Raw genomic sequence first — 21,790 nt, forward strand, 5'->3', positions numbered from 1 at the left:
AACCGCATCTGCTTCAAATCGAGAGGCCGCGGCGTATGGGTCCCTGCTCTCGCAGGGACGACGACCATTTTACGGCTACAGATGCGACAGATAATGCGCGAGCGCGGTGATCTCCTCGTCGCTTAGCGGATACGCCACATCGGCCATCGCCGCCTGCGCCCCGCCGGAGCGGGCGCCCGATTTGTAGTCGTGCAGCGCCTTGACGAGATATTCCTCGCGCTGGCCGGCGATGCGGGCAACTGCCTTGGTGCCGACGAAGGTATCGGTGTGGCATGAGGCGCAGCGGCGGCCGGCCGCGGCCTGCTTGCCCTTCTCGGACAATTCCGGATTGTCGTCCTTGCCGCCCTTGAACGGCGTCAGCGAGGCGAAATAGGCGCCGAGATTGCGGATGTCGTCGTTGTTGAGCTGCTCGACGATCGGCTGCATCTGCTCGTTCTTGCGCGCACCGGCGCGGAAGAACACCAGCTGCCATTGAATGAACTGGTCGAGCTGGCCGGCGAGCGACGGAATATTCTCGGTCTGCGAGATGCCGTTGTCGCCGTGGCACCCGGCGCAGATTTCGGCCTTCGCCTTGCCGGCGGCGACGTCGGCAGCATTGGCTGACGATGCCAGCAGGATGGCCGCTGACAGAACTCCGAGCGACGCATGACGCATGATCAGTTTCTCCGGCTGTCACTGCCGAGCGCTTGTCCTCGACCAGATCGAGGATGCCCGGCAATCCATCGCGTTTGCTAAAGGGTTTTTGTCGGGATGGATGCCCGGATCAAGTCCGGGCACGACGAGGTGGTTCCGCGGCTGATCGCGATTGAGGCTGCGGTCGCCGCTTGGCCACCGCAGCCTCGCACCGTTTCAACCGTTACTTCTTGCTGTAGCTGATGCGATAGATCGCACCGGCCCAATCGTCGGCGACGAGGATGGAGCCATCCTTGTCGAGCAGGATGTCGGCGGGACGACCGAGATAGCCCTGGTCACCCTCGATCCAGCCGGAGGCGAAGATTTCCTGCTTGGCATTCTTGCCGTCGGGACTCGCGGTGATCTTCACGATGCGGCCGCCCTGGTACTTGTGCCGGTTCCAGGAGCCGTGCTCGGCGATCAGGATGCTGTTCTTGTACTCGGCCGGGAATTGGCTGCCGGTATAGAACTTCATGCCGAGCGGAGCCACGTGCGCACCGAGATTGTAGACCGGCGGGGTGAACTCCGAGCACTTGTGACCCATCGCGAACTTGGTGTCAGGCAGGTTGCCCTGGTGGCAATAGGGATAGCCGAAGTGCTCGCCGATCTTCGAGATCATGTTGAGCTTGTCGCTCGGCAGATCGTCGCTGATCCAGTCGCGGGCGTTTTCGGTGAACCAGTACTTGCCGGTGCGCGGGTCGACGTCGCCGCCGACCGAGTTGCGCACGCCGAGCGCCCAGATCTCCGCGTTGCCGGTCTTGGGATCGACGCGGCGTATCTGCGACACCGAGGTCGGCGGGATGCCGATGTTGAAGGGAGGTCCGAACGGAATGTAGAACCAGCCGTCCTTGTCGACGGCGATGTATTTCCAGCCATGCGCCGCGTAGGACGGCATGTCGTCATACACCACCTTGCCGCTGCCGAGATTGTCGAGATTGGCTTCGGCATTGTCGTACTTGATCAGCTTGTCGACCGCGATGACATAGAGCGCGCCGTCGCGGAACGCGAGGCCGGTCGGCATGTTGAGGCCCTTCAGGATGGTCTTGACCTCCTTTTTGCCGTTGTTGTCCTTGATCGCATAGACATTGCCGAGCCCGAACGAGCCGACAAACAGCGTGCCCTTGTCGCCCCAGGCCATCTGCCGGGCCGCGAGCACGTTCGAGGCATAGACCTCGATCTTGAAGCCCGGCGGCAGCTTGATCTTCTTCATCATGGTGGCGAGTTCGGCGTCGGAAGCGCCGGTCGGCGGACCGGACGGCGGGGCAAGGCCCTTCTGCGCTTCGGTCTCGTCGCCGAGGAACCAGTCATCCGGCGGATGGGTCCAGAATTCCTTGGTGCCGGACTCGTACTTCTTCAGCGCCCGGTTCTTGTCGGTTTGTTGCTGCGCATTGGCGAAGGTTGTCCCCGCCAGCAGCGCAATCGCCGCGATCGCAAGTATGGATCGATTGAAAGCCGATTTCATCGCGTCACTCCCCTACGCAAGCCGTTGCAGCTTGCCTGTTATTGATTTTGAACGCCCTGAGAGATGATGGTGGCGGTCTGTGAGGTAGATCAGACGGCAAAATGGTAGCACATCCAACGACGCTGAAAAGCGCGTGCAGTGGTGTGCGCTGCGTCAAAACGAGTTGAGACGATATTTGAGACGAAATTTTCCTGCGCGAGCCTGCCTGATAACAAGGCATTCTGCACCGCAGTGTAATATTCGAGCGAAGCTAACGCTCGCGATCGCGTCTAGCGCAACGAGAGGTGCGGTCGCCCGAGTGTCTGCGCCTTGGCCCTCGACAGCGGCCTGAACAACAGGCTGCACTTCTGCCCACTGGTGATCACCGCGATCTTGAAGCCGTCACGGCCGCGACGACGTCGCCGGTCCGAAGCGCCGTGTCGTCCTCGATCGCAATTGGCGAACGTCCGGTGGACGCGCCCGCGCTGCACGCACGCACAGCGCGGCACAACCTCGCGCCGGAATCGGAATGCATTTGCGAGTGCCTTGTAGCTCTCGCCCGCTTCGGTTCTGGCGCTGGCGATATCGGAGCCGGAATGCAGCTTCACCTCGGCGGCGGGGCAGACCGCCTTGCAGGTCCCGCCGCACTCACGCGCGGCAGTGGGAAGAGGCGGCCATCCCGGGCCGCGGCATCTTGACCGCGAGATCACGGCGCTGCCGAACAGCAAAAAAGCCCGCACCAATGGGCGGGCCTTCATCAGACTGTCAGCTCGGTCAGCGAGATATTTTGGAGCGGGCGAAGGGGCTCGAACCCTCGACCCCGACCTTGGCAAGGTCGTGCTCTACCACTGAGCTACACCCGCATCCGAAATGGCGGCGATCGCTCGCCGGCAACGGCAGACCTATGCCAAATGCTGTCTGTGAATGCAACACAAGAGCGCGGTCCGAACTTCACGAAATCGCACGGTTTCCTTAAAAATTGACCCCGAATCGGCCGAAACCGGTCATCGCGACGATTTCTTTTTATGTTTCGGCCGGAACCGGCCTCAGGGCCATCTCATCCCGGAGCGATTCGAGCCAGGTCTCGAACCCGCCGGCGAGCGTCTGCGCCAGTTCGACGCGGCGGTCCGCGTCGCAATCGAACACTGCCCACCATTCGATAAAGGCCCGGTCGCCATCGACCACCGGGGTCACCCGGAGGGTCGCGCTGAAGTCCGTCATCGGCAGGGTCGGCGGACCGGCAAATTCATAGGTCTGGAAGCGCTCGACGTCGGACTGTGCGATCAGCCGCTGCCGGATCCGCCGTTCCCGGTACAAGACGTTGCGCACGGCGCCGATGGTGTCGCCGGACTTGCCGTCCTCGATCTCGCTGGTGCCCGCACCGTGGACCCAAACCGGGTAATTGTTGAAATCGCGGATGATTTTCCAGACCTCGCCGGCTGGCTGCTCGAACACGGTGCTGTAATAGGCCTTTGCCATGGGCGATCCCCTGTTGCCATGAAGGAGCGCCATCGTCGGCCGTTCCGGACCTCAAACCCACCCGATCTCCGATGGAACAGGCCGGGCGGCAAGCGATTGAATTTTGCCGGCCGACCGCCATTTACTGAGCATGTTCCGGGAGCATGCTCTAGGCTGACAGAACGGCTGAACGCGCCGTCCGGAGCGTGCTAGAACGCCCCCGTATTTTTCCGACCTCAGAAGACCAAGGCGAGGACAACGTGACGATAATGGAGCAGGGCGGCCCCACGCCCGAGGCAGCGCCCGATCTGATCAAGGAGACGACGACCCAGACCTTCGTCAAGGACGTCATCGAGGAATCGCGCCGCCAGCCGGTCATGATCGACTTCTGGGCGCCGTGGTGCGGTCCGTGCCGCCAGCTCACCCCAATGCTGGAAAAGGCGGTTCGCAACGCCAAGGGCCGGGTCAAGCTGGTCAAGATGAACATCGACGAGCATCCGCAGATTCCGGGCCAGATGGGCATCCAGTCGATCCCGGCCGTGATCGCCTTCGTGGGCGGCCAGCCCGCCGATGGCTTCATGGGCGCGGTGCCGGAGAGCCAGATCAACGCCTTCATCGAGAAGATCACCAAGGGTGTGCCCGCCGCCGGCGAGCCCAATCTTGCGGAGATCCTGGCCGAGGCCGACGCCGTGCTTGCCGAGGGCGATGTCGAGGGTGCGGCGCAGATCTATGCCGAGGTCCTGGCGCACGACGCCACCAACATCGCGGCGCTGGCCGGCCTCGCCAAGTGCTACGTCACGTCGGGTGCGGTCGAGCAGGCCAAGCAGACGCTCGCGATGGTGCCGGAATCCAAGCGCAATGACGCCGCGGTGAAGGCGGTGCAGGCGGCGATCGATCTTGCCGAACAGGCCCAGTCGGTCGGCCCGATCGCCGAGCTGGAACAGAAAGTCGCCGCAAACCCGCTCGACCATCAGGCCCGATTCGATCTCGCGACCGCGCTCAATGCCATGAACAAGCGCGCTGAAGCGACCGAGCAGCTGCTCGCGATCGTCAAGCGTGACCGCAAGTGGAACGACGACGGCGCGCGCAAGCAGCTGGTGCAGTTCTTCGAGGCGTGGGGCGGCACCGATGAGGCAACCGTCGAGGGGCGCAGGCGGTTGTCGACGATTCTATTCTCGTAACGCACGCCCATCACAGCACCGGGACCGCAGATGCCTATCAATGCCGAATATCGCGGACCCGGCGAGCTCCCCGAGGTGATCCCGGTGTTCCCACTGCCTGGCGCGCTGCTGTTGCCGCGCGGCCAGATGCCGCTCAACATCTTCGAGCCGCGTTATCTCGCGATGATCGACGACGCGCTGCGCGACGGTCACCGCCTGATCGGCATGATCCAGCCCGACGTGGCGCATTCGCAGAAGGAGGCGAAGCCGGCGCTGTTCCGCGTCGGCTGCGTCGGCCGCATCACCCAGCTCGCCGAATCCGGCGACGGCCGCTACATCCTCGAACTGACCGGCGTCGCGCGCTTCAAGGTTGTCGAGGAGCTGACCGTGCAAACGCCGTACCGGCAGTGCAAGGTCGACTTCTTCTCCTTCGCCGGCGACTTCACCGCGCGCAAGGGCGAGGACGCCGTCGATCGCAAGGCGCTGCTAGAGGTGCTGGCGGATTTCCTGGAAGCCAACAATCTGAAGGTCGACTGGGAAGGCATCGAATCCGCGCCGAACGAGGCGCTGGTCAATGCGCTGGCGATGATGTCGCCCTATGGTCCGGCCGAGAAGCAGGCGATGCTCGAGGCGCCCGACCTGAAGACCCGCGCAGAGATCCTGATCGCGGTCACCGAGATGGACCTCGCCAAGAAGCGCACCTCCGGCGACCCGCCGGTGCAATGAGGCGCGGCGAGACAGATTAACGATTGCGAAGCTGCTTGCGCCCGGTGAACATCGCGCGCACCAGGTTCTGACGCTGCAGCAATCCCACCACGATGACGCCGAGCACGTGCAGCCCGACCAGGATGATGACCGCATCCGAGGCATAGGCGTGGGTGTCCTCGACCCACCAGACGCCGAAGAAGGGGACGGTGACCTCCATTGCACCCGTAATCGCGGAGACCGCGAGCGTGAGCAGCAGTGCCACCAGCATCACGGTGCCCGCGGGATTGAGCCCGATATAGCGACCGGTGATGCCGCGGCGGAGATTCCAGATATAGCCCGGCGCGGCGCGCAGACGAATGCCGAGCCTGCCGAAACGCGCATAGCGCGTGCCGGCAAAGCCCCAGATCAGCCGGAACGCCAATAGCCCGATCACGGCATAACCCGCCAGCCGGTGCAGCCGGTCATAGACGTTGGGCGTCACCCAGGCGACCAGGACGAGGATGGCGAGCGCCCAGTGCCAGAACCGCAGCGGCAGGTCCCAGACCTGCACGGTGGTGGCGCTGCGGGCGCCGGGCGCCGCCTTCGTCATCGCGTCTGCTTCACTTCGCGATCGTGTGCTTCAGGCTGAGATCTTCCGGGCTGTAGAACAGCTCGTAGAGCTTGCCTTCCTTGACGCCGTACACTTCGTAGCAGGAGCCCTCGACCTTCGAGCGGCGCACCTCGTAGCCCGCCGCCTTGGCCTTGGCTTCGGCATCGCTTGCCGGCTTCCACGACGTCTTGTCGAGCTTGGTGCAAGTCTTGTAGCCATCGGCGAACGCCGCCGATCCCAAAAGCCCCAGAACGCACGCTGCAAGCGCAGCGCTGAAAATCACTCTCACGCGTATCTCCCCTCCGCTGACGATCGTGCCCACAACGCGATCGCGCTGAGCACATGCGTGAACAATGCCGAGGTGATTGCCAAGTCAAGGAAGCGCGGACGCGGCACGCTTTAGAGAAATTCTAACGGTCGCTAAAACCGCTTTGCGCTCCACGCGCAATTTGGTCTTGACCGCTTGCTGCGGCCTTACGCCTCATGCGAGTCCGCGCGCCCCGAACGCCGTCGCTTGCGACGAACCGATGGCAAGACGCGTGGCTGGCGCGAGATATCTGATGTCGGCACCGAGCATCAGCTGAAAGCCGCCGCCGAACGCTGAGCCCTCCGTCGTTGCAACCAGGCGCTCCATGTCGAGGCCGGTGCAGAAGGCCTGCCCTTCGCCCAACAACACAACGGCGCGAACCTTTGGGTTGTCTGCGAGTTGTGCGCCCGCGTCAGCGATCGCGGTGAACATCGCTGGATCGAGCGCATTGAGCTTGTCCGGACGGTTGAGCCGGACGTCAGCGACGCCGTTGGCTATGCTCAGGCCGATGCGATCGGTCGTCATGATCGCGCCCGCTAGTAGCCCGCGGCGGCGAGCGCCACGACGGCGCTCATCGCCATCCAGCCGAAATGCCGGCCGCGGGTCGCGACTGCATTGGCGAGCGCGGCGCTGCCGAACACGATGGCGAGCGTTGCCACGATCCAGTGCCGCGCGGCATCGGAGGCCATCGCCGGCGCGGCGACCAGCAGCACACCGCCGCCGACCCAGGCGACCGTGCCGGCCTGATAGACCAGGCGAAGCAAGAGACGCAGCCGCGGTGGTTCGACGGTGGCGCGTGCGAACACTTTGGTCTCGCCGAGAACGCCATGGATCAGGCTGACCAGGATGGCGATGATTCCAGCGCTTTGCAGCAGAAGATCACGCATCGCGATGCCTCCATACAGTACTGTATGGATAGGATACCGGCCGCTGGCTCCTGTCAATACACTTGTGTATGTTCGGGACGCGGACGGGGAACCATGACGGAACAACTCTCGGTCAAGGACTGGCTCGATCAGGGCCTGAAGACGCTGGCGAAGCACGGCTTCACGGCGCTCAAGGCCGAGCCGCTGGCCAAGGCCATGGGGGTCTCTCGCGGCAGCTTCTACTGGCATTTCGCCGACATCGGCGCCTACCGCACCGCGATCCTCAACCATTGGCGCGAGGTTGCCGCCGAGCAGGTGATCGCCGAGCTCGAGACCGTTGCGGAAAGCGGCGACGCGCTGGCGCTCCTGCTGCGCCGGACCTTCTCGGCGCGGCTGGCGCTGGAACGCGCGGTGCGCAGCTGGGCCACCGCCGATGCCGCGGCGCGCGCCGCCGTGCTCGAAGTCGACCAGCGCCGCATCGGCTATATCGAAACCCTGCTCCGGCATGCCGGATTCCCCGACGGCGTGGCGCGCGGCCGGGCGCAGATCTTCTATTGGGCGTTCATCGGCTACGCGCTGTCAGAGCGGACGCTGCCGAAGCCGCGTCAGCAGGCCGCAATCGACGAGCTGTTGCGGATGACCAAGCGCTGACAGCTGACACGAGAATGTGCTACACGACGGCCAGTTCACCCTAACGCGTTTTCTTCACGCGAACCGGTGCCCACTTCGCTCGAAAACGCTCCAGTCGGAGACATCCATGAATTCGACGACCGACCACCTCGAGAGCACCGCCGACCCGAAACTGCTCGAAATCCTGGTGTGCCCGATCACCAAGGGACCATTGGAGTTCGACGCCGCGCGGCAGGAGCTGATCTCGCGCTCCGCAAAGCTTGCCTATCCGATCCGCGACGGCATCCCGATCATGTTGCCGGAAGAGGCGCGCAAGATCGACTAGAGCATGATCCGGAAAAGTGTGCAGCGGTTTTCCCGCGACAAACGCAAGCGTTTGCGCTGAGATCGTGCTCCAATAAGAGGCCCATATGCGCGCCCTCGTCACATGGCTGCTGCTGCTCGTCTCGGTGGCGAGCGCGGCGGCCGACGAGAGCAGGCTGCGCATCGGCGCCATTGACGCGGTGCTGACGGTGCCGCCCGACATCGCAAAACCGCCGGTGGCGCTGCTGATCGCCGGCTCCGGCTCGACCGATCATGACGGCAACGGGCCCCAGCTCAAGCCGGCGACATTGAAGAAACTCTCCGAGCAGCTGGTCGCACGCGGTATCGCGACGCTGCGCTACGACAAGCGCGGCGCCGGCGAGTGGAAGAAGGAGTTCGGCCGTCCGGAGGACTTTCGCTTCAAGGACTATGTCGGCGATGCGGCGGCACTGATCGAGTATCTGCGCGGCAGCGGCAAGTTCGCTCATGTTGCGGTGGTCGGGCACAGCGAGGGCGGCCTGGTCGCGATCCTGGCCGCACAGCGCGTGCCGGTCGACCGGCTGGTGCTGCTGGCAACCGCGGCGCGCAAGCAGGGCGACCTGTTGAAGGTGCAGCTCGAAAAGCAGCTGCCGCCGGACAAATTCGCGCCGATCGGAAAGGCCATCGACGACATCATGGCCGGGCAGATCGTCAACCCGCCGCCGGCGGGGCTGGCGATCGCGCCTGCGATGCAGCCCGCCATCGCGTCTGCCTTTACCGAGGATCCGATCGATCCGATGAAGAAGATCACAGGGCCAACGCTCATCGTCGCGGGCGGCCGCGACCATCAGCTGGCGCGGATCGACTTCCTCGCGCTCACCACCGCCGACTTTGCGGCCAAATCACTGTGGCTGCCGGAGATGAACCACCTGCTGGTCGACGTCACCGACGCGGCGGACGACATGGCAAGCTACAACGAGCCGGAGCGGCCACTCGACCCCGACCTGATCGACGCGGTGGCTGGCTTCATCGGGCAGCACTAGGCGAATAGTGAGTGGCGAATAGCGAATAGATTTCCCCCATTCGCTACTCCCCGTTCGCCGTTCGCGACCTACAGCGCCTCGCCCTTCAGCAGCCGCGGCACTTCGCCCGACAATCCCGCCGCCTGGCGGATGAACATGCCCTTCAACGGCGGCGCGCGATCGACGAGGCCCAAGCCGATGTCGCGCACGGTGCGCAGCAGCGTCGATTCGTTGGAGAACAGGAAGTTCAGCGAGTTGGTGGCAACGCCCATCGCCATCGTATCGAAGCGCCGCCAGCGCTGATAGCGCTCCAGCACGTCGGCCTGTCCGAGGTCCATGCCGAGCCGCGCCGCATCGACGACCACCTCGGCAAGCGCCGCGACATCCTTCAGGCCCATGTTGAGCCCTTGTCCTGCGATCGGATGGATCACATGCGCGGCGTCGCCGATCAGCGCCAGCCGTTCGGCGATGAACGAGCGCGCGACGAAATAGCCGAGCGGGAACGCGCGCGGCTTGTCGAGCGCCTTGATCTCACCGAGGTGCAAACCAAAACGCTGCTCGAGCTCCGCGTGGAACTCGTCCTCGCTCAGCGCCGTGATGCGCGCGGCGTCCTTGCGTGTCTCGGTCCACACCAGCGATGAGCGATTGCCGGTCAGCGGCAGGATCGCGAACGGACCGGCGGGCAGGAAATGCTCCTCGGCGCGGCCGTGATGTTCGCGCTCATGCCCGACGGTGACCACGATGCCGGATTGGTCATAGTCCCAGCCATGGGTCGCAATCCCGGCGCGCTCGCGTAGCTTCGATCGCGCGCCGTCGGCGGCGACCAGCAGGCTCGCATCGATCTCGGTGCCGTCGGCCAGCCGCACGCTGACGCCGTCGGGCCGCGAGTCGAAACTCGACACCGCCGTGGCGCGCAACTCGACGCCCTCGGCCTCGGCGCGGGTTGCGAGCGCATCGATCAGATAGCGGTTCTCGACCATATGGGCGAACGGCTCGCCGGGCTCGACATTGCCGGCGAAGGTCAGGAACACCGGACGCGTGGCGTCCTCCAGCTTGGAATCGGTCACGACCATGTCGGTGATCGGCTGCGCCGTCGGCGCCACCTGCCCCCAGACGCCGAGGGTCTCGAACAGCCGCCGGCAGGCCGCCACGATCGCGGTCGCGCGCGGATCGCGGCTCGGGCGCTGGCTCAGCGCCGGATCGGCCACGATGACCGGAATGTCCGGCCCCAGCCCCTGGCGCAACGCCACGGCCAGCGCCAGACCCGCAAAAGCGCCCCCGCAGATGACAATACTTCGCTGTGCCGGCATGCCGTTCCTTTACGCGCCCTGCGCTCTCAGACTGTACTTGCTACCTGATAATAGCTGGGCGAAACAGGGGACAGAAACAAGAGCGGCTAATCAGCCCCGTCGTCATTCCGGGGCGCGCAACGCGCGAACCCGGAATCCATCAGGCCGCATCTTCCGTGGATGAATGGATTCCGGGCTCTCGCTTCGCGAGCCCCGGAATGACGGCATTTAACCCATTCAGGACGCACCCCTCATGTCCAAGAGCCTGATCGACCTGTTGTCCATCCTCGATCTCGAGCAGCTCGAGGTGAATTTGTTCCGCGGCAACAGCCCGAAGACCAGCTGGCAGCGCGTGTTCGGCGGCCAGGTGATCGGCCAGGCGATGGTCGCGGCCTGCCGCACCGTCGAGGGCCGGCTGCCGCATTCGATCCATTGCTATTTCATCCTGCCGGGCGATCCGCAGATCCCGATCATCTACCAGGTCGAGCGGCTGCGCGACGGCAAGAGCTACACCACCCGCCGCGTCACCGCGATCCAGCACGGCAACGCGATCTTCTCCATCATGGTCTCGTTCCACGCCGAGGAAGAGAGCAACTTCAATCATCAGGAGAAGATACCCGACGTGCCGCCGCCGGAGAAGCTGACCGCGGAGGAAGTGTCGAAGCAGCCGATGTTCAAGGAAATGCCGGTGTTCATCCGCCGCTACTATGAGAGCGACCGGCCGATCGAGCTGCGTCCGGTCGAGCTCGGTCGCTATTTCGGTCAGCAGATCGAGGATGGCCGCATCCATGTCTGGATCCGCACCGCGGCGAAATTGCCCGACGATCCGGCGCTGCATCTGTGCGCGCTCGCCTATGCGTCGGATTTCTCGCTGCTCGATGCGGTGATGGCACGTTACGGCCGCACGCTGTTCGACCGGCGCATGATGCCGGCGAGCCTCGATCACGCGATGTGGTTTCACCGCCCGTTCCGCGCCGACGAATGGCTGCTCTACGCGCAGGATTCGCCGAGCGCGCAGTCAGGCCGCGGCCTGACCCGCGGCCAGATCTTCAAGCCCGACGGCACGCTGGTGGCGTCCGTCGCGCAAGAAGGTTCGGTGCGCGAACGCAAGTAATCCTTAGCTGCCCGCGTAGGCGCCGCGCTCGGTCAGCGCGAATTGCGAGATGAACCAGTTGGCGTACCAGCGCAGCACCCACGGAATCGGGATCAGAAAAGCGCAGCCGACCGAGAACACGATGGTTCGCCACAGCACCTCGAGGCCCGAGGCGTTGAAGGTGACCTCGCGGCGCGTGCCTTCGACGTTGCGGCAGATCCAGCGCAACCACGCCGTCATCACCCAGGCCCAGCCGATGATGGTGATGGCCGCGATCACCATCAGCACGTACCAGCCGACATAGACCGCCGGGCTGCCGTTGAACGAGATCGGCAGCTCCTGGCCGCTCGAGCTGAGGCGGCTGAAGATCCAGCGAACGATCATCCAGCTCAGGAAGCCCTGCAGCAGCAGCGAGAGCAGCGTGACGATGTTGCTGTTGGCCGCTCCGGCATAGGTCAGGAGACCGAGCACGATGAAGACGTACCAGATGTCGAGCGGCTGCCCGGTGAAGCCGAGATGCGGCCGGCCCGGTACGCGGATATAGGGAATCGCGAAGCGGTACAGGCCGGTCGCGGTCCACGGCGCGGGGATGACGAAGATCTGGCCGATGAACATCAGCAAGCTGCGTCCGAACAGGCCCCAGATCGGGAAGTCGGCGGACAGCGCGCCGCCGCTATAGCTTGCCGACGCGGCCACCGGCGGCGGTCCGCCGGCCTGCGGAAACGCCGGCGGCGCGCCCGCGCTCGGAACAAGGCCTGGAATCTCCCCCGCCTTCTGCCAGCCGGCCATGCCCTCGGTCCACACCAGGGTATCGGCGCCCACCATGCCACGGGTGATCAGGTCGCGGAGCTGAGCTTCAGGCAGGGGGCCCTTTTGCTGGCCTTCAGATGCATAAAACCAGTTTCGATTCGACATTTTATTGTTCCTCGGGGCGCGGGTGCACGCGCTGTGGCGAGAATGAGCCAGCGGGAGCGCTGGCCGGGGCGGGAAAGCCATATTCTGGCCGACGGTTGTCGTCCCGTACAGTGACGGAGTTCACGCGCTGCGCACGTTTTCCCCTTCAACCTGCAACTTTTTTATGCCATTTGCCCAGAAAGCTGCCAGATTTGGCGGACGGCAAATCGTCGCTCCGGTGGCGGGACATGCAGGCTCGGAGATGGCAAGTGCCGCGCTCCGGGGATGGGCGCACACGGAAAACCTCAAGGAAATGAAGGCCTGAACCATGAAACTCGTCGTCGCGATCATCAAACCGTTCAAGCTCGATGAGGTACGCCAGGCCCTGACCGCGATCGGCGTTCACGGCATGACAGTGACCGAGGTGAAGGGCTATGGCCGCCAGAAGGGCCACACCGAGATCTATCGCGGCGCCGAATATGTCGTGAATTTCCTGCCCAAGCTCAGGATCGAGATCGCCGTCGACACCGCGCTCGCCGACAAGGCGGTCAGCGTCATCACCGAGCACGCCCGCACCGGCCAGATCGGCGACGGCAAGATCTTCGTGACGCCGATCGACCACGCGCTGCGCATCCGCACCGGCGAGACCGACAACGACGCGCTTTGAGACTTGAAGCATGAGTCCTGGAGCTTGACCCGGAAAAGTGGAAGCCGGTTTTCCGGAAAAATCATGCGCAAGAAAAGTTCGAGATCATCGCCGGCAACGACGCCGGTGCACGCCGAAATCCACACCAAGAAACCACGACACGCCGGGGAATGATGATGGGGGCACGAGCTCTTCGTGCAGCGATATCAGCTGCGCCGAACACTGCTGCAATCCTGCTCTCGTGGAGTACGCCGGCCTTCGCGCAAGACTCCAGCGCCTCCGGCATCAACGCCGCCGACACCGCCTGGATGATGATCGCCACCGCGCTGGTGCTGATGATGACGATACCGGGGCTCGCGCTGTTCTACTCCGGCATGGTGCGGAAGAAGAATGTACTGGCGACGATGGCGCAGAGCCTCACGGCCGTTGCGCTGATCTCGATCCTCTGGGTCACCTTCGGCTATTCGCTGACCTTTGTCGGCAACGGTCCATGGCTCGGCTCGCTCGACAGCTGGTTCCTCGCAGGCATCACGATGGACAGCGTCAATCCGGCGGCAAAGACCATCCCGGAAGCGCTGTTCATGCTGTACCAGATGACGTTTGCGATCATCACGGTGGCGCTGGTTGCCGGCTCGGTCGCCGACCGCATGCGGTTCTCCGCCTATGTGCTGTTCTCGATCGGCTGGTTCATCTTCGCCTATGTGCCGCTGGCGCATTGGGTGTGGGGCGGCGGCTTCCTCGCCTCGATGGGCGTGATGGACTTCGCCGGCGGCCTCGTCGTGCATCTGTCCGCCGGCATCAGCGGCCTGGTCGCGGCCAAGGTGATGGGCAACCGGCACGGCTACGGCAGCGAGAATTTGTCGCCGTTCGACCTGTCGCTCGCCGTGGTCGGCACCGGCCTGCTCTGGGTCGGCTGGTTCGGCTTCAACGGCGGCTCGGCGCTGGCGGCCAATTCGCGCGCAGTGATGGCGATCACCGCCACCCATCTTGCCGCCTGCGCCGGCGCGCTGACCTGGGGCGCGATCGAATGGGCAACGCGCCGCAAGCCGTCGGTGCTCGGCATGATCTCGGGCGCGGTCGCAGGGCTCGGCACCATCACCCCGGCATCCGGTTTCGTCGCGCCGTGGCACGGCATCATCATCGGCATCATTGCCGGCCTGGTCTGCTTCTGGGCTTGTACCTGGCTGAAGCATCGCTTCCAGTACGACGACTCGCTCGACGTGTTCGGCGTGCACGGCATCGGCGGCTTGACCGGCACGCTGCTCGCGGGCGTTTTCGCCACCGCAGCAATCGGCGGCACCTCCGGCCTGTTCGAAGGCAATCCGCAGCAGCTGCTGATCCAGCTCTACGGCGTCGTCGTTACGGCGCTCTGGTGCGGCGGCGTCACCTTCGTGCTGCTCAAGCTGGTCTCGGCCTTCGTCCCCTTGCGGGTCTCGATGCAGCAAGAGCTGGAGGGCCTCGACATATCGCAGCACGGCGAGGCGCTGCAGTAGCGGCCGAGGTCATGGGGGCGCCGCGAGGGCAAACTCGCAAAACAACCCCATGCAAAGGAACCGGGCGCCGCGATCTCACGCCGCACGGCGCGCGTAGAGTTCACGCTTGCACGACACATAAGTGTATGCTTATGTGTTGGCATGGTCGATACCGATATCTTCAAGGCGCTGGCCGATCCGACCCGCCGCAGGGTCTTCGAGAAACTGGCCGGCGGCAGCCTGAACGCCAGTGCCTTGCGCGACGGGCTTGAGATCAGCCAGCCGGCGATGTCGCAGCATCTGGCCGTGCTGCGCGCGGCTGGACTGGTGCGCGAGCAGCGGCAGGGCCGTTTCGTCAATTACGAAGTCGACCCGGACGGGATCGCCAGCATCGGGACCTGGCTCGCCCGCTACCGTGCCTATTGGCCGAAGCGCATCGAAGCGCTCTCCGACCTCTTGAAGGACATGGATCAATGAGCGACACGGTTGAGCCTGACGCCGACGCAGCCTTGGTGATCGAATACGATCTCGACGCACCGCCTGACAAAGTATGGCGCGCCGTTACCATTCCAGCCTTGCGCGAACGCTGGCTTCCGGATTGCGATCTCGCCGGCGCTGCGCCGGAATCATCGATCGCGGGCGAAGAGGTGCGTTACCGGCTCCGCGATTCCGAGCCGCCGTTTCGCGAGAGTCATGTCACCTTCCGGATCGAGCCGAATGAGGCCGGCGGCACCCGGTTTCGCATCATCCAGGAAGCCTGCGACGAGCGCGCAAACCAGCCGCAAGCGGCCAACAGCAACAGCCGCATGCTGATGCGCGCGGCCTGATCCCGCACGTTATCACCCGCTAAGTCTCAATCACCTGCAGACATGGAGGTCGCCGATGCGCGACATGATGCAACTCGTCCCGATGGTCGTCGAGCAGTCGTCCCGCGGCGAGCGGTCCTTCGATATCTATTCCAGGCTGCTGCGCGAACGCATCATTTTCCTCAACGGCGAGGTCAATGATGCGATGTCCGGACTGGTCTGCGCGCAGCTTCTGTTCCTCGAGGCTGACAACCCGAACAAGCCGATCAACCTCTACATCAATTCCTATGGCGGCGTGATCACCAGCGGGCTTGCGATGTACGACACCATGCAGTTCATCAAGGCGCCGGTGCACACGCTGTGCATGGGCACCGCGCGCTCCATGGGGTCGTTCCTGCTCATGGCCGGCGAGCCCGGTCATCGCGCCGCGCTCCCGAATGCCAGCCTCCATGTGCATCAGCCGCTGGGCGGCTTCCAGGGCCAGGCGTCCGACATCCAGATCCATGCCGCCGAGATGCAGGCGACCAAGCGGCGCATCATCCGGCTTTATGCGCAGCATTGCCGGCGCACCGAGGCGGACGTGGAACGGACCCTGGACCGCGATCACTTCATGTCGGCGGAGCAGGCGCTCGAATGGGGACTGATCGACAGGGTTTTTGCAGCGCGCGACGCCGCCTAATGGCCCGGCACTGCTTTACCCAAATACCGGCGCCTGCACCGCGACTGAGCAGAATTGTGTCCAGACCCTGGCTTGCTCATGAATTAGGCCAATCTGATTAGATTTTAGGCGCGACGGAATAGCGCAGCAGCAGCCGGCTCCCGCAATGCGGGAAAAGGTCCGGATTCATAATCCATTAGCGAACCCGAGCCGTTTGGCACGGCATTTGATTCTAAGGGTCCCGGCTGTGCCCGCGTAGTGGATGTCTTCCGCGTGGTGAACCTCAGTCGAAACTCCCGGTGTTCGTTCGCACCGGGCCCAAGCGGGGATAGGACTCATGAAAATTGTTATGGCGATCATTAAGCCATTCAAGCTGGAAGAGGTCCGTGACGCCCTGACCGCCATTGGCGTTCACGGTCTCACGGTGACGGAAGTCAAGGGGTACGGCCGCCAGAAGGGCCATACGGAAATCTATCGCGGCGCCGAATATGCGGTGAGCTTCCTGCCCAAGATCAAGATCGAGGTCGCAGTCGCCTCCGATCAGGTCGACAAGACCATCGACGCCATCACCTCCGCCGCCAAGACCGGACAGATTGGCGACGGCAAGATCTTCGTCATCAGCCTCGAGCACGCCGTGCGCATCCGCACCGGCGAGGCCGATGCCGCGGCCCTCTGATTTCGCGCTCAACCTTTAAGACCTCAGGAGTGAAATAACATGACGTTCAAGCGTCCCTATGGCGCGGGATTGGCGGCCCTCGCAGTCGGCCTCTTTGCCGCAACCGCCGCCTACGCCGAGCCAACCGTCAACAAGGGCGACAACGCCTGGATGCTGACATCGACGGTGCTGGTGCTGTTGATGACCATCCCGGGCCTCGCGCTGTTCTATGGCGGTCTCGTCCGCTCCAAGAACATGCTCTCGGTGCTGGCACAGGTGTTCTACACCGTCTGCATCGTCACCGTGCTCTGGGCCCTCTACGGCTACAGCCTCGCCTTCACCGGCGGCTCCGACTTCATCGGCGGCTTCTCCAAGGCCTTCCTGATGGGCGTCACGCCGGACTCCAAGGCTGCGACCTTCTCGGTCGACGCCAACATCTCGGAGCTCGTCTATATGTGCTTCCAGATGACCTTCGCGGCGATCACGCCAGCCCTCATCGTCGGCGCCTTTGCCGAGCGCATGAAGTTCGCGGCGATCGCGCTGTTCATCCCGATCTGGGTCACCGTGATCTACTTCCCGATCGCGCACATGGTCTGGTACTGGCCGGGCCCGGACGCGATCCAGGATGCCGCCAAGGCGCTCGCCGCTGCGGCTGACGGTGCAGCAAAGACCGCGGCGCAGGCCAAGCTCGACGAGATCAACGCCGATGCCGGCTGGATCTTCAAGAAGGGTGCGATCGACTTCGCCGGCGGCACCGTCGTGCACATCAACGCGGGCATCGCCGGCCTCGTCGGCGCGCTCCTGATCGGCAAGCGCACCGGCTACGGCAAGGAGCTGATGGCTCCGCACTCGCTGACCATGACCATGATCGGCGCCTCGCTGCTCTGGGTCGGCTGGTTCGGCTTCAACGCTGGTTCGAACCTCGAAGCCAATGGCGGCGCTGCGCTCGCCATGACCAACTCCTTCGTGGCCACGGCCGCGGCGGCGCTGGCCTGGATGTTCGCGGAATGGATCATCAAGGGCCATCCCTCGCTGCTCGGCGCGCTCTCGGGCGCGGTCGCGGGCCTCGTCGCGGTGACGCCTGCGGCCGGTTACGCCGGTCCGATGGGTGCCATCGTGCTCGGCCTCGTGGTTGGCGTGGTCTGCCTGTTCTTCTGCACGGTCGTGAAGAACGCGCTCGGCTATGACGACTCGCTCGATGTGTTCGGCGTCCACTGCGTCGGCGGCATCATCGGTGCGCTCGGCACCGGCATCCTGGTCAACCCGGCGCTCGGCGGTGCCGGCATCATCGACTACACCGCGATCCCGCCGAAGGTTGCCGATTACGACTTCGTGGCGCAGATGACCTCGCAGGTCTGGGGCGTCTGCACCACGCTGGTGTGGTCGGGCATCGGCTCTGCGATCCTCTACAAGATCGTGGACGTGATCGTCGGCCTGCGTGCCAACGTCGAGACCGAGCGTGAAGGCCTCGACATCACCGAGCACACGGAGCGCGCCTACAACATGTGAGTTCTCCCGGGGCGCGACCTCCCCAAGCGGTCGTTCCCAGAACTACGGTCCGGGCACATACCCGGCAATGTCCGGACCGTTGAGGGGCTCCAGCGCAAGTTGGAGCCCCTTTCTTTTTCCTGCAGCTCGAGAAAATATTGCCGGAATTGCCTGCTATCGTGGAATAACAGGCGACAGACAAGAAAACGGGAGGACGTCATGAAGGTGCAGGGCAGGTGCTATTGCGGCAGCGTGCGCTATGAGGCCGAAGGCGAACCAATGATGGCGGCGCAATGCCTGTGCCGCGAATGCCAGTACATCACGGGCGGCGGACCGAACATGTTCATGGCGATGCCGACCACCGGCTTCAAATACACCGCCAGCCAACCCAAGCAGTTCACCCGGAAGGACCTCGAACGCGCCGTGACGCGCGAATTCTGCCCGGAATGCGGCACCCATCTGGTGACCAAGGTGCCGGGCCTGCCCGCCACGATCCTGAAGGTCGGCACGTTCGACGACCCCAGCGTGTTCACCCCGCAGATGACGATCTACACCTGCGACAAACAGACCTTCCACCATGTCCCCGACGGCAAGCCGTCGTTCGAGAAGCTGCCGGCGCGGTAGACTTCATACCGTGCGGCTCAAACCTCCCCTTGAAAAGGGGAGGTCGCTTTGCTCGTCAGAGCAAAGCGGGTAGGGATCTGCTCGCTCCGCACGCACCGTTGCCTGCGGTTGACCCCCATCCCGAACTTCCCCCTTTCAGCGGGAAGGAGAGGATAAAGACCGCAGTTCGCCGGCGCGCCGCGCATACGCCGACAAGCTCACGCCGCGTCGCGCGCGTGCTCGACGCGGTCGCGGCCATGGCGCTTGGCGGCGTAGAGCGCCTGGTCGGCGGTTCGCATCAAATTGCCGAGATCGAAGCCGGAGTCCTTCAAGGTGAAACCGATGCTGATCGTCACCGGCAGCTGGGTCGCGCCGTCGAGGATCGTGCGCGCCGCGCAATCGCGGCGGATTTCCTCGGCGCCGTGCGCCGTCTGCTCGTGGCTCAGGCCGGTCACCACAACTGCGAATTCCTCGCCGCCGTAGCGGGCGACCAGCGCGCCGTGCCGGATCTCGAACTGGCGCAACACGTCGGCGATCTCGACCAGCACTCTGTCGCCGATCTCATGTCCGTAGCGGTCGTTGATCGACTTGAAATGATCGATGTCGCACATCAGGACCGCCACCGACGCGCCGTCCGCCTGCGCCTGGTCGAGCGCGGCGGCGGCCTCAGTGTCGAAGCCACGGCGGTTCAACAGACCGGTCAGCTGGTCGGTCTGCGAGATCTGGGCGAGCTCGCGGCGGGTATGCGCGAGCTCCAGCATCAACAGGCCCGCGCGATAGGACATCGCGCCGCTGAGCGCGATTGAGATAAGGACGCCTGCGGTGAGCCCGAACAACTGCATCTGACCGACCGTGATCGGCGCGGCCAGATCGCGGCCGAACACCAGCATGCCGATGGTGAAGGACATCACCGCGGTCATGCCGGCGGCAATCACCATCACCTTGCCGGTGCGGCGCAGAACATCGCCGTGTGTCTCGATCCTGATGGCCATGTCCGTCTGCAAATCCTCGCAATGCACGGGATCATTCGGTCGTGCTGTGTTGCGAATTGCTGAAGGGATTCGTGTTGCGGGACACTGGCGTTAATGGCGGGTAAAGCGGATCACTCGAATGCCTGACAGCGTGCGTGCGCCAGGCCCTTTCAGTCGATCAGGACTTCCTCGTCCGGCAGTTCGCTCGGCGCGCCGTCGCGCAGATAGCTCTCAAGGATGCCTGCCAGCGACAGCGGCGTGAGGCGCTCCTCCGCGCGGGATAGATCGGCGATCGGCCACCAGCGGAAGCAATCGAGCACCTTCGCCTCGGCCTTGTCGGCCATCACCGGCGCGAAGCGATCCGTGTGGACGATCCGGTATTCTTCCTTCTGGGAGATCCGCCGGCCGCCCCAGTTGAAGATGTGATGACGCCGCCAGACGGCGGGACCGGGCTCGAAATCGACCAACCCCAATTCCTCGGCCAATTCCCGCTTCAGCGTCGCTTCCGGCGTCTCGCCGTCCTCGACACCGCCGCCGGGCGCGATCCAGAAACAGTCGCCGCCGTGTAGCGGGCGAATCCGCATCAGCAGGACGTCGCGTTCCCTCGTGATGATGAGCGCCCTGACGGCGCGGCGATGGATCATGTCTCGGTGCAATTTTGCTGCGGTCTTTCAGTGCGGTCTTCTCAGGGGAGCGCTGATATCACGCGCCGGCCGATCATGCCGCGCCGCCGATGGTTAATCGCGTCTTAACCTCGCCCTATCTATGGTGATTTGATCGGTTTACGGTCGGCTCCCCCTCACCTCCGACCGCAGTGAAAGTGCTGGCATTTCAACCATGGCAATGACCGCCTCATCCGGCTTGGCGCAGGGCGCCGGCGATGTCGCATCCGCCGGCCAGGCCGAGCGTTCCCCGTTCTTGCGTACAACCGAGCTGCTGGCGCCCTATCAGCCAGCCAAGCCCTTGATTACGCTGTCGTTAGGCGAACCGCAGCACCCGGTGCCCGATTTCGTCGGGCCGGTGCTGGCAAAGCACACCGCCGAGTTTGGCCGTTACCCGATAGCCAAGGGCATCGAGCCGTTTCGCCGCGCGGTCGCGACCTGGCTATCGAGCCGGTTCCAATTGCCGCGGCCGGTCGATCCGGAGAGCGAGGTGATGGTGTTGAACGGCAGCCGCGAGGGGCTGTTCTTTGCCGCCATCACTGCATCGCGCTATGTCGCCGCGCGCAAGGGCCGGCCGGCGATCCTGATGCCGAATCCGTTCTATCCGGCCTACGGCGCCGGTGCCCGCGCGGCCGGCTGCGAGCAGATCTATCTGCCGACCACGCTCGCCAACGGCTTTCTGCCCGATCTCGATGCGATCGACGAGGCGACGCTGGCGCGCACCGTGGCGTTCTTCATCGCCTCGCCCGCCAATCCGCAAGGCTCGGTCGCCTCGCGCGCTTATTTTGCGCGGCTGAAAGAGCTCGCCGATCGCTTCGGCTTCATCATCCTGAGCGACGAGTGCTATTCGGAGATCTACACCCGCGAGGCGCCGGGCAGCATTCTCGAATGCGCCGGTCCCGACTTCAGCAATGTCGTCGCGTTCCAGTCGCTGTCGAAGCGCTCCAACCTGCCGGGCATGCGGGTCGGCTTCGCCGCGGGCGACAGAAAATTCCTCGCTGCATTCCACGAGCTGCGCAATGTCGCCGCACCGCAGGTGCCGGTGCCGCTGCAGCATGTCGCGGTCGCCGCCTATAGCGACGAGGCGCACGTCGAGGAAAATCGCAGGCTCTATCGCATCAAGTTCGATTTCGCCGACCAGATCCTCGGCAACCGCTACGGCTACAAGCGTCCCGCCGGCGGCTTCTGCGTCTGGCTCGACGTCTCCGACCGCGGCGGCGACGAGGCCGCGGCGGTCAGGCTCTATCGCGACGCCGGCGTTCGCGTGATTCCCGGCAGCTATTTGGCGCGCGAGCAGAACGACGGTTCCAATCCGGGCGCGGGCTATATCCGTCTTGCTCTGGTCTCCGACAGTGAATCGACGGCCGAGGCGATGCATCGCCTGGTCGAAACCCTGGGTTAATCGCGAAGCGCGAAGA

The 21,790-nt window shown here is 64.3% G+C and carries 27 protein-coding genes and 1 tRNA gene; 15 read left to right on the forward strand and 13 right to left on the reverse strand.

What is annotated here, in order from left to right; translation table 11 throughout:
- Window positions 1-75: 75 nt before the first annotated feature.
- The 5 genes from HAP47_RS00540 to HAP47_RS00560 all read right to left on the reverse strand — a co-directional run bounded on the left by HAP47_RS00540 (window position 76) and on the right by HAP47_RS00560 (window position 3,592).
- On the reverse strand, window positions 76-654 hold the full coding sequence (locus HAP47_RS00540) for a c-type cytochrome (RefSeq protein WP_173639888.1): 579 nt from the start codon (window positions 652-654) through the stop codon (window positions 76-78).
- A 202-nt stretch (window positions 655-856) separates the two neighbouring features.
- A complete protein-coding gene (locus HAP47_RS00545; RefSeq protein ID WP_173639887.1) occupies window positions 857-2,134 on the reverse strand; it encodes a PQQ-dependent sugar dehydrogenase in 1,278 nt (425 codons plus the stop codon).
- Between the two features lie 269 nt (window positions 2,135-2,403).
- Window positions 2,404-2,871 carry a DUF2865 domain-containing protein gene (locus HAP47_RS00550; RefSeq protein WP_231168700.1) on the reverse strand — a complete coding sequence of 156 codons (468 nt, stop codon included), beginning with the start codon at window positions 2,869-2,871 and terminating at the stop codon, window positions 2,404-2,406.
- Between the two features lie 30 nt (window positions 2,872-2,901).
- Window positions 2,902-2,976 (reverse strand) — tRNA-Gly (locus HAP47_RS00555).
- Between the two features lie 160 nt (window positions 2,977-3,136).
- Complete coding sequence (locus tag HAP47_RS00560) at window positions 3,137-3,592, reverse strand: SRPBCC family protein (RefSeq protein ID WP_173639886.1); 456 nt, start codon at window positions 3,590-3,592, stop codon at window positions 3,137-3,139.
- A gap of 239 nt (window positions 3,593-3,831) precedes the next feature.
- Between HAP47_RS00560 and trxA the strand changes: the two genes are divergently transcribed.
- Window positions 3,832-4,752 carry a thioredoxin gene (trxA, locus tag HAP47_RS00565; RefSeq protein ID WP_173639885.1) on the forward strand — a complete coding sequence of 307 codons (921 nt, stop codon included), beginning with the start codon at window positions 3,832-3,834 and terminating at the stop codon, window positions 4,750-4,752.
- A gap of 30 nt (window positions 4,753-4,782) precedes the next feature.
- Window positions 4,783-5,457 (forward strand): LON peptidase substrate-binding domain-containing protein, encoded by a 675-nt coding sequence (locus HAP47_RS00570; protein ID WP_092121146.1) that lies wholly within the window; start codon window positions 4,783-4,785, stop codon window positions 5,455-5,457.
- A 16-nt stretch (window positions 5,458-5,473) separates the two neighbouring features.
- Here the strand turns inward: HAP47_RS00570 and HAP47_RS00575 are convergent, their stop codons facing one another.
- From HAP47_RS00575 to HAP47_RS00590, 4 genes are all read right to left on the reverse strand, one after another.
- On the reverse strand, window positions 5,474-6,028 hold the full coding sequence (locus HAP47_RS00575; protein WP_173639884.1) for a cytochrome b/b6 domain-containing protein: 555 nt from the start codon (window positions 6,026-6,028) through the stop codon (window positions 5,474-5,476).
- 10 nt (window positions 6,029-6,038) lie between these two features.
- Window positions 6,039-6,317, reverse strand: coding sequence for a PepSY domain-containing protein (locus HAP47_RS00580; protein ID WP_173639883.1), 279 nt, complete (start codon window positions 6,315-6,317; stop codon window positions 6,039-6,041).
- A 192-nt stretch (window positions 6,318-6,509) separates the two neighbouring features.
- A complete protein-coding gene (locus HAP47_RS00585) occupies window positions 6,510-6,860 on the reverse strand; it encodes an enoyl-CoA hydratase-related protein (protein ID WP_231168702.1) in 351 nt (116 codons plus the stop codon).
- 11 nt (window positions 6,861-6,871) lie between these two features.
- Window positions 6,872-7,222: a hypothetical protein gene (locus HAP47_RS00590; protein WP_173639882.1), complete on the reverse strand. Its 351-nt coding sequence runs from the start codon at window positions 7,220-7,222 to the stop codon at window positions 6,872-6,874.
- 93 nt (window positions 7,223-7,315) lie between these two features.
- Between HAP47_RS00590 and HAP47_RS00595 the strand changes: the two genes are divergently transcribed.
- The 3 genes from HAP47_RS00595 (at window position 7,316) to HAP47_RS00605 (ending at window position 9,156) form a co-directional block, all read left to right on the forward strand.
- Window positions 7,316-7,852 carry a TetR/AcrR family transcriptional regulator gene (locus tag HAP47_RS00595; RefSeq protein WP_173639881.1) on the forward strand — a complete coding sequence of 179 codons (537 nt, stop codon included), beginning with the start codon at window positions 7,316-7,318 and terminating at the stop codon, window positions 7,850-7,852.
- Between the two features lie 106 nt (window positions 7,853-7,958).
- Window positions 7,959-8,156 carry a Trm112 family protein gene (locus HAP47_RS00600; protein WP_018269337.1) on the forward strand — a complete coding sequence of 66 codons (198 nt, stop codon included), beginning with the start codon at window positions 7,959-7,961 and terminating at the stop codon, window positions 8,154-8,156.
- Window positions 8,157-8,241: 85 nt separating this feature from the next.
- Entirely contained in the window at window positions 8,242-9,156 is a 915-nt protein-coding gene (locus HAP47_RS00605) for an alpha/beta hydrolase family protein (protein WP_173639880.1), read from the forward strand.
- 68 nt (window positions 9,157-9,224) lie between these two features.
- On the opposite strand, the gene HAP47_RS00610 is transcribed toward HAP47_RS00605, so the two are convergent.
- Window positions 9,225-10,445: a ubiquinone biosynthesis hydroxylase gene (locus HAP47_RS00610; protein WP_173639879.1), complete on the reverse strand. Its 1,221-nt coding sequence runs from the start codon at window positions 10,443-10,445 to the stop codon at window positions 9,225-9,227.
- A 232-nt stretch (window positions 10,446-10,677) separates the two neighbouring features.
- Here HAP47_RS00610 and tesB point away from each other — a divergent pair, with 232 nt between their 5' ends.
- Window positions 10,678-11,538 carry an acyl-CoA thioesterase II gene (gene tesB, locus HAP47_RS00615; RefSeq protein WP_173639878.1) on the forward strand — a complete coding sequence of 287 codons (861 nt, stop codon included), beginning with the start codon at window positions 10,678-10,680 and terminating at the stop codon, window positions 11,536-11,538.
- A 3-nt stretch (window positions 11,539-11,541) separates the two neighbouring features.
- On the opposite strand, the gene HAP47_RS00620 is transcribed toward tesB, so the two are convergent.
- Window positions 11,542-12,432 (reverse strand): DUF4339 domain-containing protein, encoded by an 891-nt coding sequence (locus tag HAP47_RS00620; RefSeq protein ID WP_173639877.1) that lies wholly within the window; start codon window positions 12,430-12,432, stop codon window positions 11,542-11,544.
- A 307-nt stretch (window positions 12,433-12,739) separates the two neighbouring features.
- Here HAP47_RS00620 and HAP47_RS00625 point away from each other — a divergent pair, with 307 nt between their 5' ends.
- The 8 genes from HAP47_RS00625 to HAP47_RS00660 all read left to right on the forward strand — a co-directional run bounded on the left by HAP47_RS00625 (window position 12,740) and on the right by HAP47_RS00660 (window position 18,760).
- On the forward strand, window positions 12,740-13,078 hold the full coding sequence (locus tag HAP47_RS00625; protein ID WP_092121117.1) for a P-II family nitrogen regulator: 339 nt from the start codon (window positions 12,740-12,742) through the stop codon (window positions 13,076-13,078).
- Window positions 13,079-13,233: 155 nt separating this feature from the next.
- On the forward strand, window positions 13,234-14,550 hold the full coding sequence (locus HAP47_RS00630) for an ammonium transporter (RefSeq protein ID WP_176396246.1): 1,317 nt from the start codon (window positions 13,234-13,236) through the stop codon (window positions 14,548-14,550).
- 141 nt (window positions 14,551-14,691) lie between these two features.
- Entirely contained in the window at window positions 14,692-15,006 is a 315-nt protein-coding gene (locus HAP47_RS00635; RefSeq protein WP_092121114.1) for an ArsR/SmtB family transcription factor, read from the forward strand.
- The gene (locus HAP47_RS00640) at window positions 15,003-15,356 is read left to right on the forward strand and encodes an SRPBCC family protein (RefSeq protein WP_173639876.1); all 354 of its coding nucleotides are present in this window, start codon (window positions 15,003-15,005) and stop codon (window positions 15,354-15,356) included. The genes HAP47_RS00635 and HAP47_RS00640 overlap by 4 nt, the downstream gene beginning before the upstream one ends.
- A 55-nt stretch (window positions 15,357-15,411) precedes the next feature.
- Window positions 15,412-16,014 (forward strand): ATP-dependent Clp protease proteolytic subunit, encoded by a 603-nt coding sequence (locus HAP47_RS00645; protein ID WP_173639875.1) that lies wholly within the window; start codon window positions 15,412-15,414, stop codon window positions 16,012-16,014.
- 316 nt (window positions 16,015-16,330) lie between these two features.
- Window positions 16,331-16,669, forward strand: coding sequence for a P-II family nitrogen regulator (locus HAP47_RS00650; protein ID WP_029080945.1), 339 nt, complete (start codon window positions 16,331-16,333; stop codon window positions 16,667-16,669).
- Between the two features lie 39 nt (window positions 16,670-16,708).
- Window positions 16,709-18,157 carry an ammonium transporter gene (locus tag HAP47_RS00655; protein WP_173639874.1) on the forward strand — a complete coding sequence of 483 codons (1,449 nt, stop codon included), beginning with the start codon at window positions 16,709-16,711 and terminating at the stop codon, window positions 18,155-18,157.
- A gap of 198 nt (window positions 18,158-18,355) precedes the next feature.
- Window positions 18,356-18,760 carry a GFA family protein gene (locus HAP47_RS00660; protein WP_173639873.1) on the forward strand — a complete coding sequence of 135 codons (405 nt, stop codon included), beginning with the start codon at window positions 18,356-18,358 and terminating at the stop codon, window positions 18,758-18,760.
- A gap of 197 nt (window positions 18,761-18,957) precedes the next feature.
- Here HAP47_RS00660 and HAP47_RS00665 read toward each other — a convergent pair whose 3' ends face one another.
- The gene (locus HAP47_RS00665; RefSeq protein WP_173639872.1) at window positions 18,958-19,731 is read right to left on the reverse strand and encodes a GGDEF domain-containing protein; all 774 of its coding nucleotides are present in this window, start codon (window positions 19,729-19,731) and stop codon (window positions 18,958-18,960) included.
- A gap of 149 nt (window positions 19,732-19,880) precedes the next feature.
- Window positions 19,881-20,354, reverse strand: coding sequence for an NUDIX hydrolase (locus HAP47_RS00670; RefSeq protein ID WP_173639871.1), 474 nt, complete (start codon window positions 20,352-20,354; stop codon window positions 19,881-19,883).
- Window positions 20,355-20,547: 193 nt separating this feature from the next.
- Here HAP47_RS00670 and HAP47_RS00675 point away from each other — a divergent pair, with 193 nt between their 5' ends.
- Complete coding sequence (locus HAP47_RS00675) at window positions 20,548-21,774, forward strand: aminotransferase class I/II-fold pyridoxal phosphate-dependent enzyme (protein ID WP_173639870.1); 1,227 nt, start codon at window positions 20,548-20,550, stop codon at window positions 21,772-21,774.
- The last annotated feature ends 16 nt before the right edge of the window (window positions 21,775-21,790 follow it).

It is taken from the genome of Bradyrhizobium sp. 41S5, assembly GCF_011516665.3.
In the GTDB taxonomy this organism is placed as follows: Bacteria; Pseudomonadota; Alphaproteobacteria; order Rhizobiales; family Xanthobacteraceae; genus Bradyrhizobium; species Bradyrhizobium quebecense.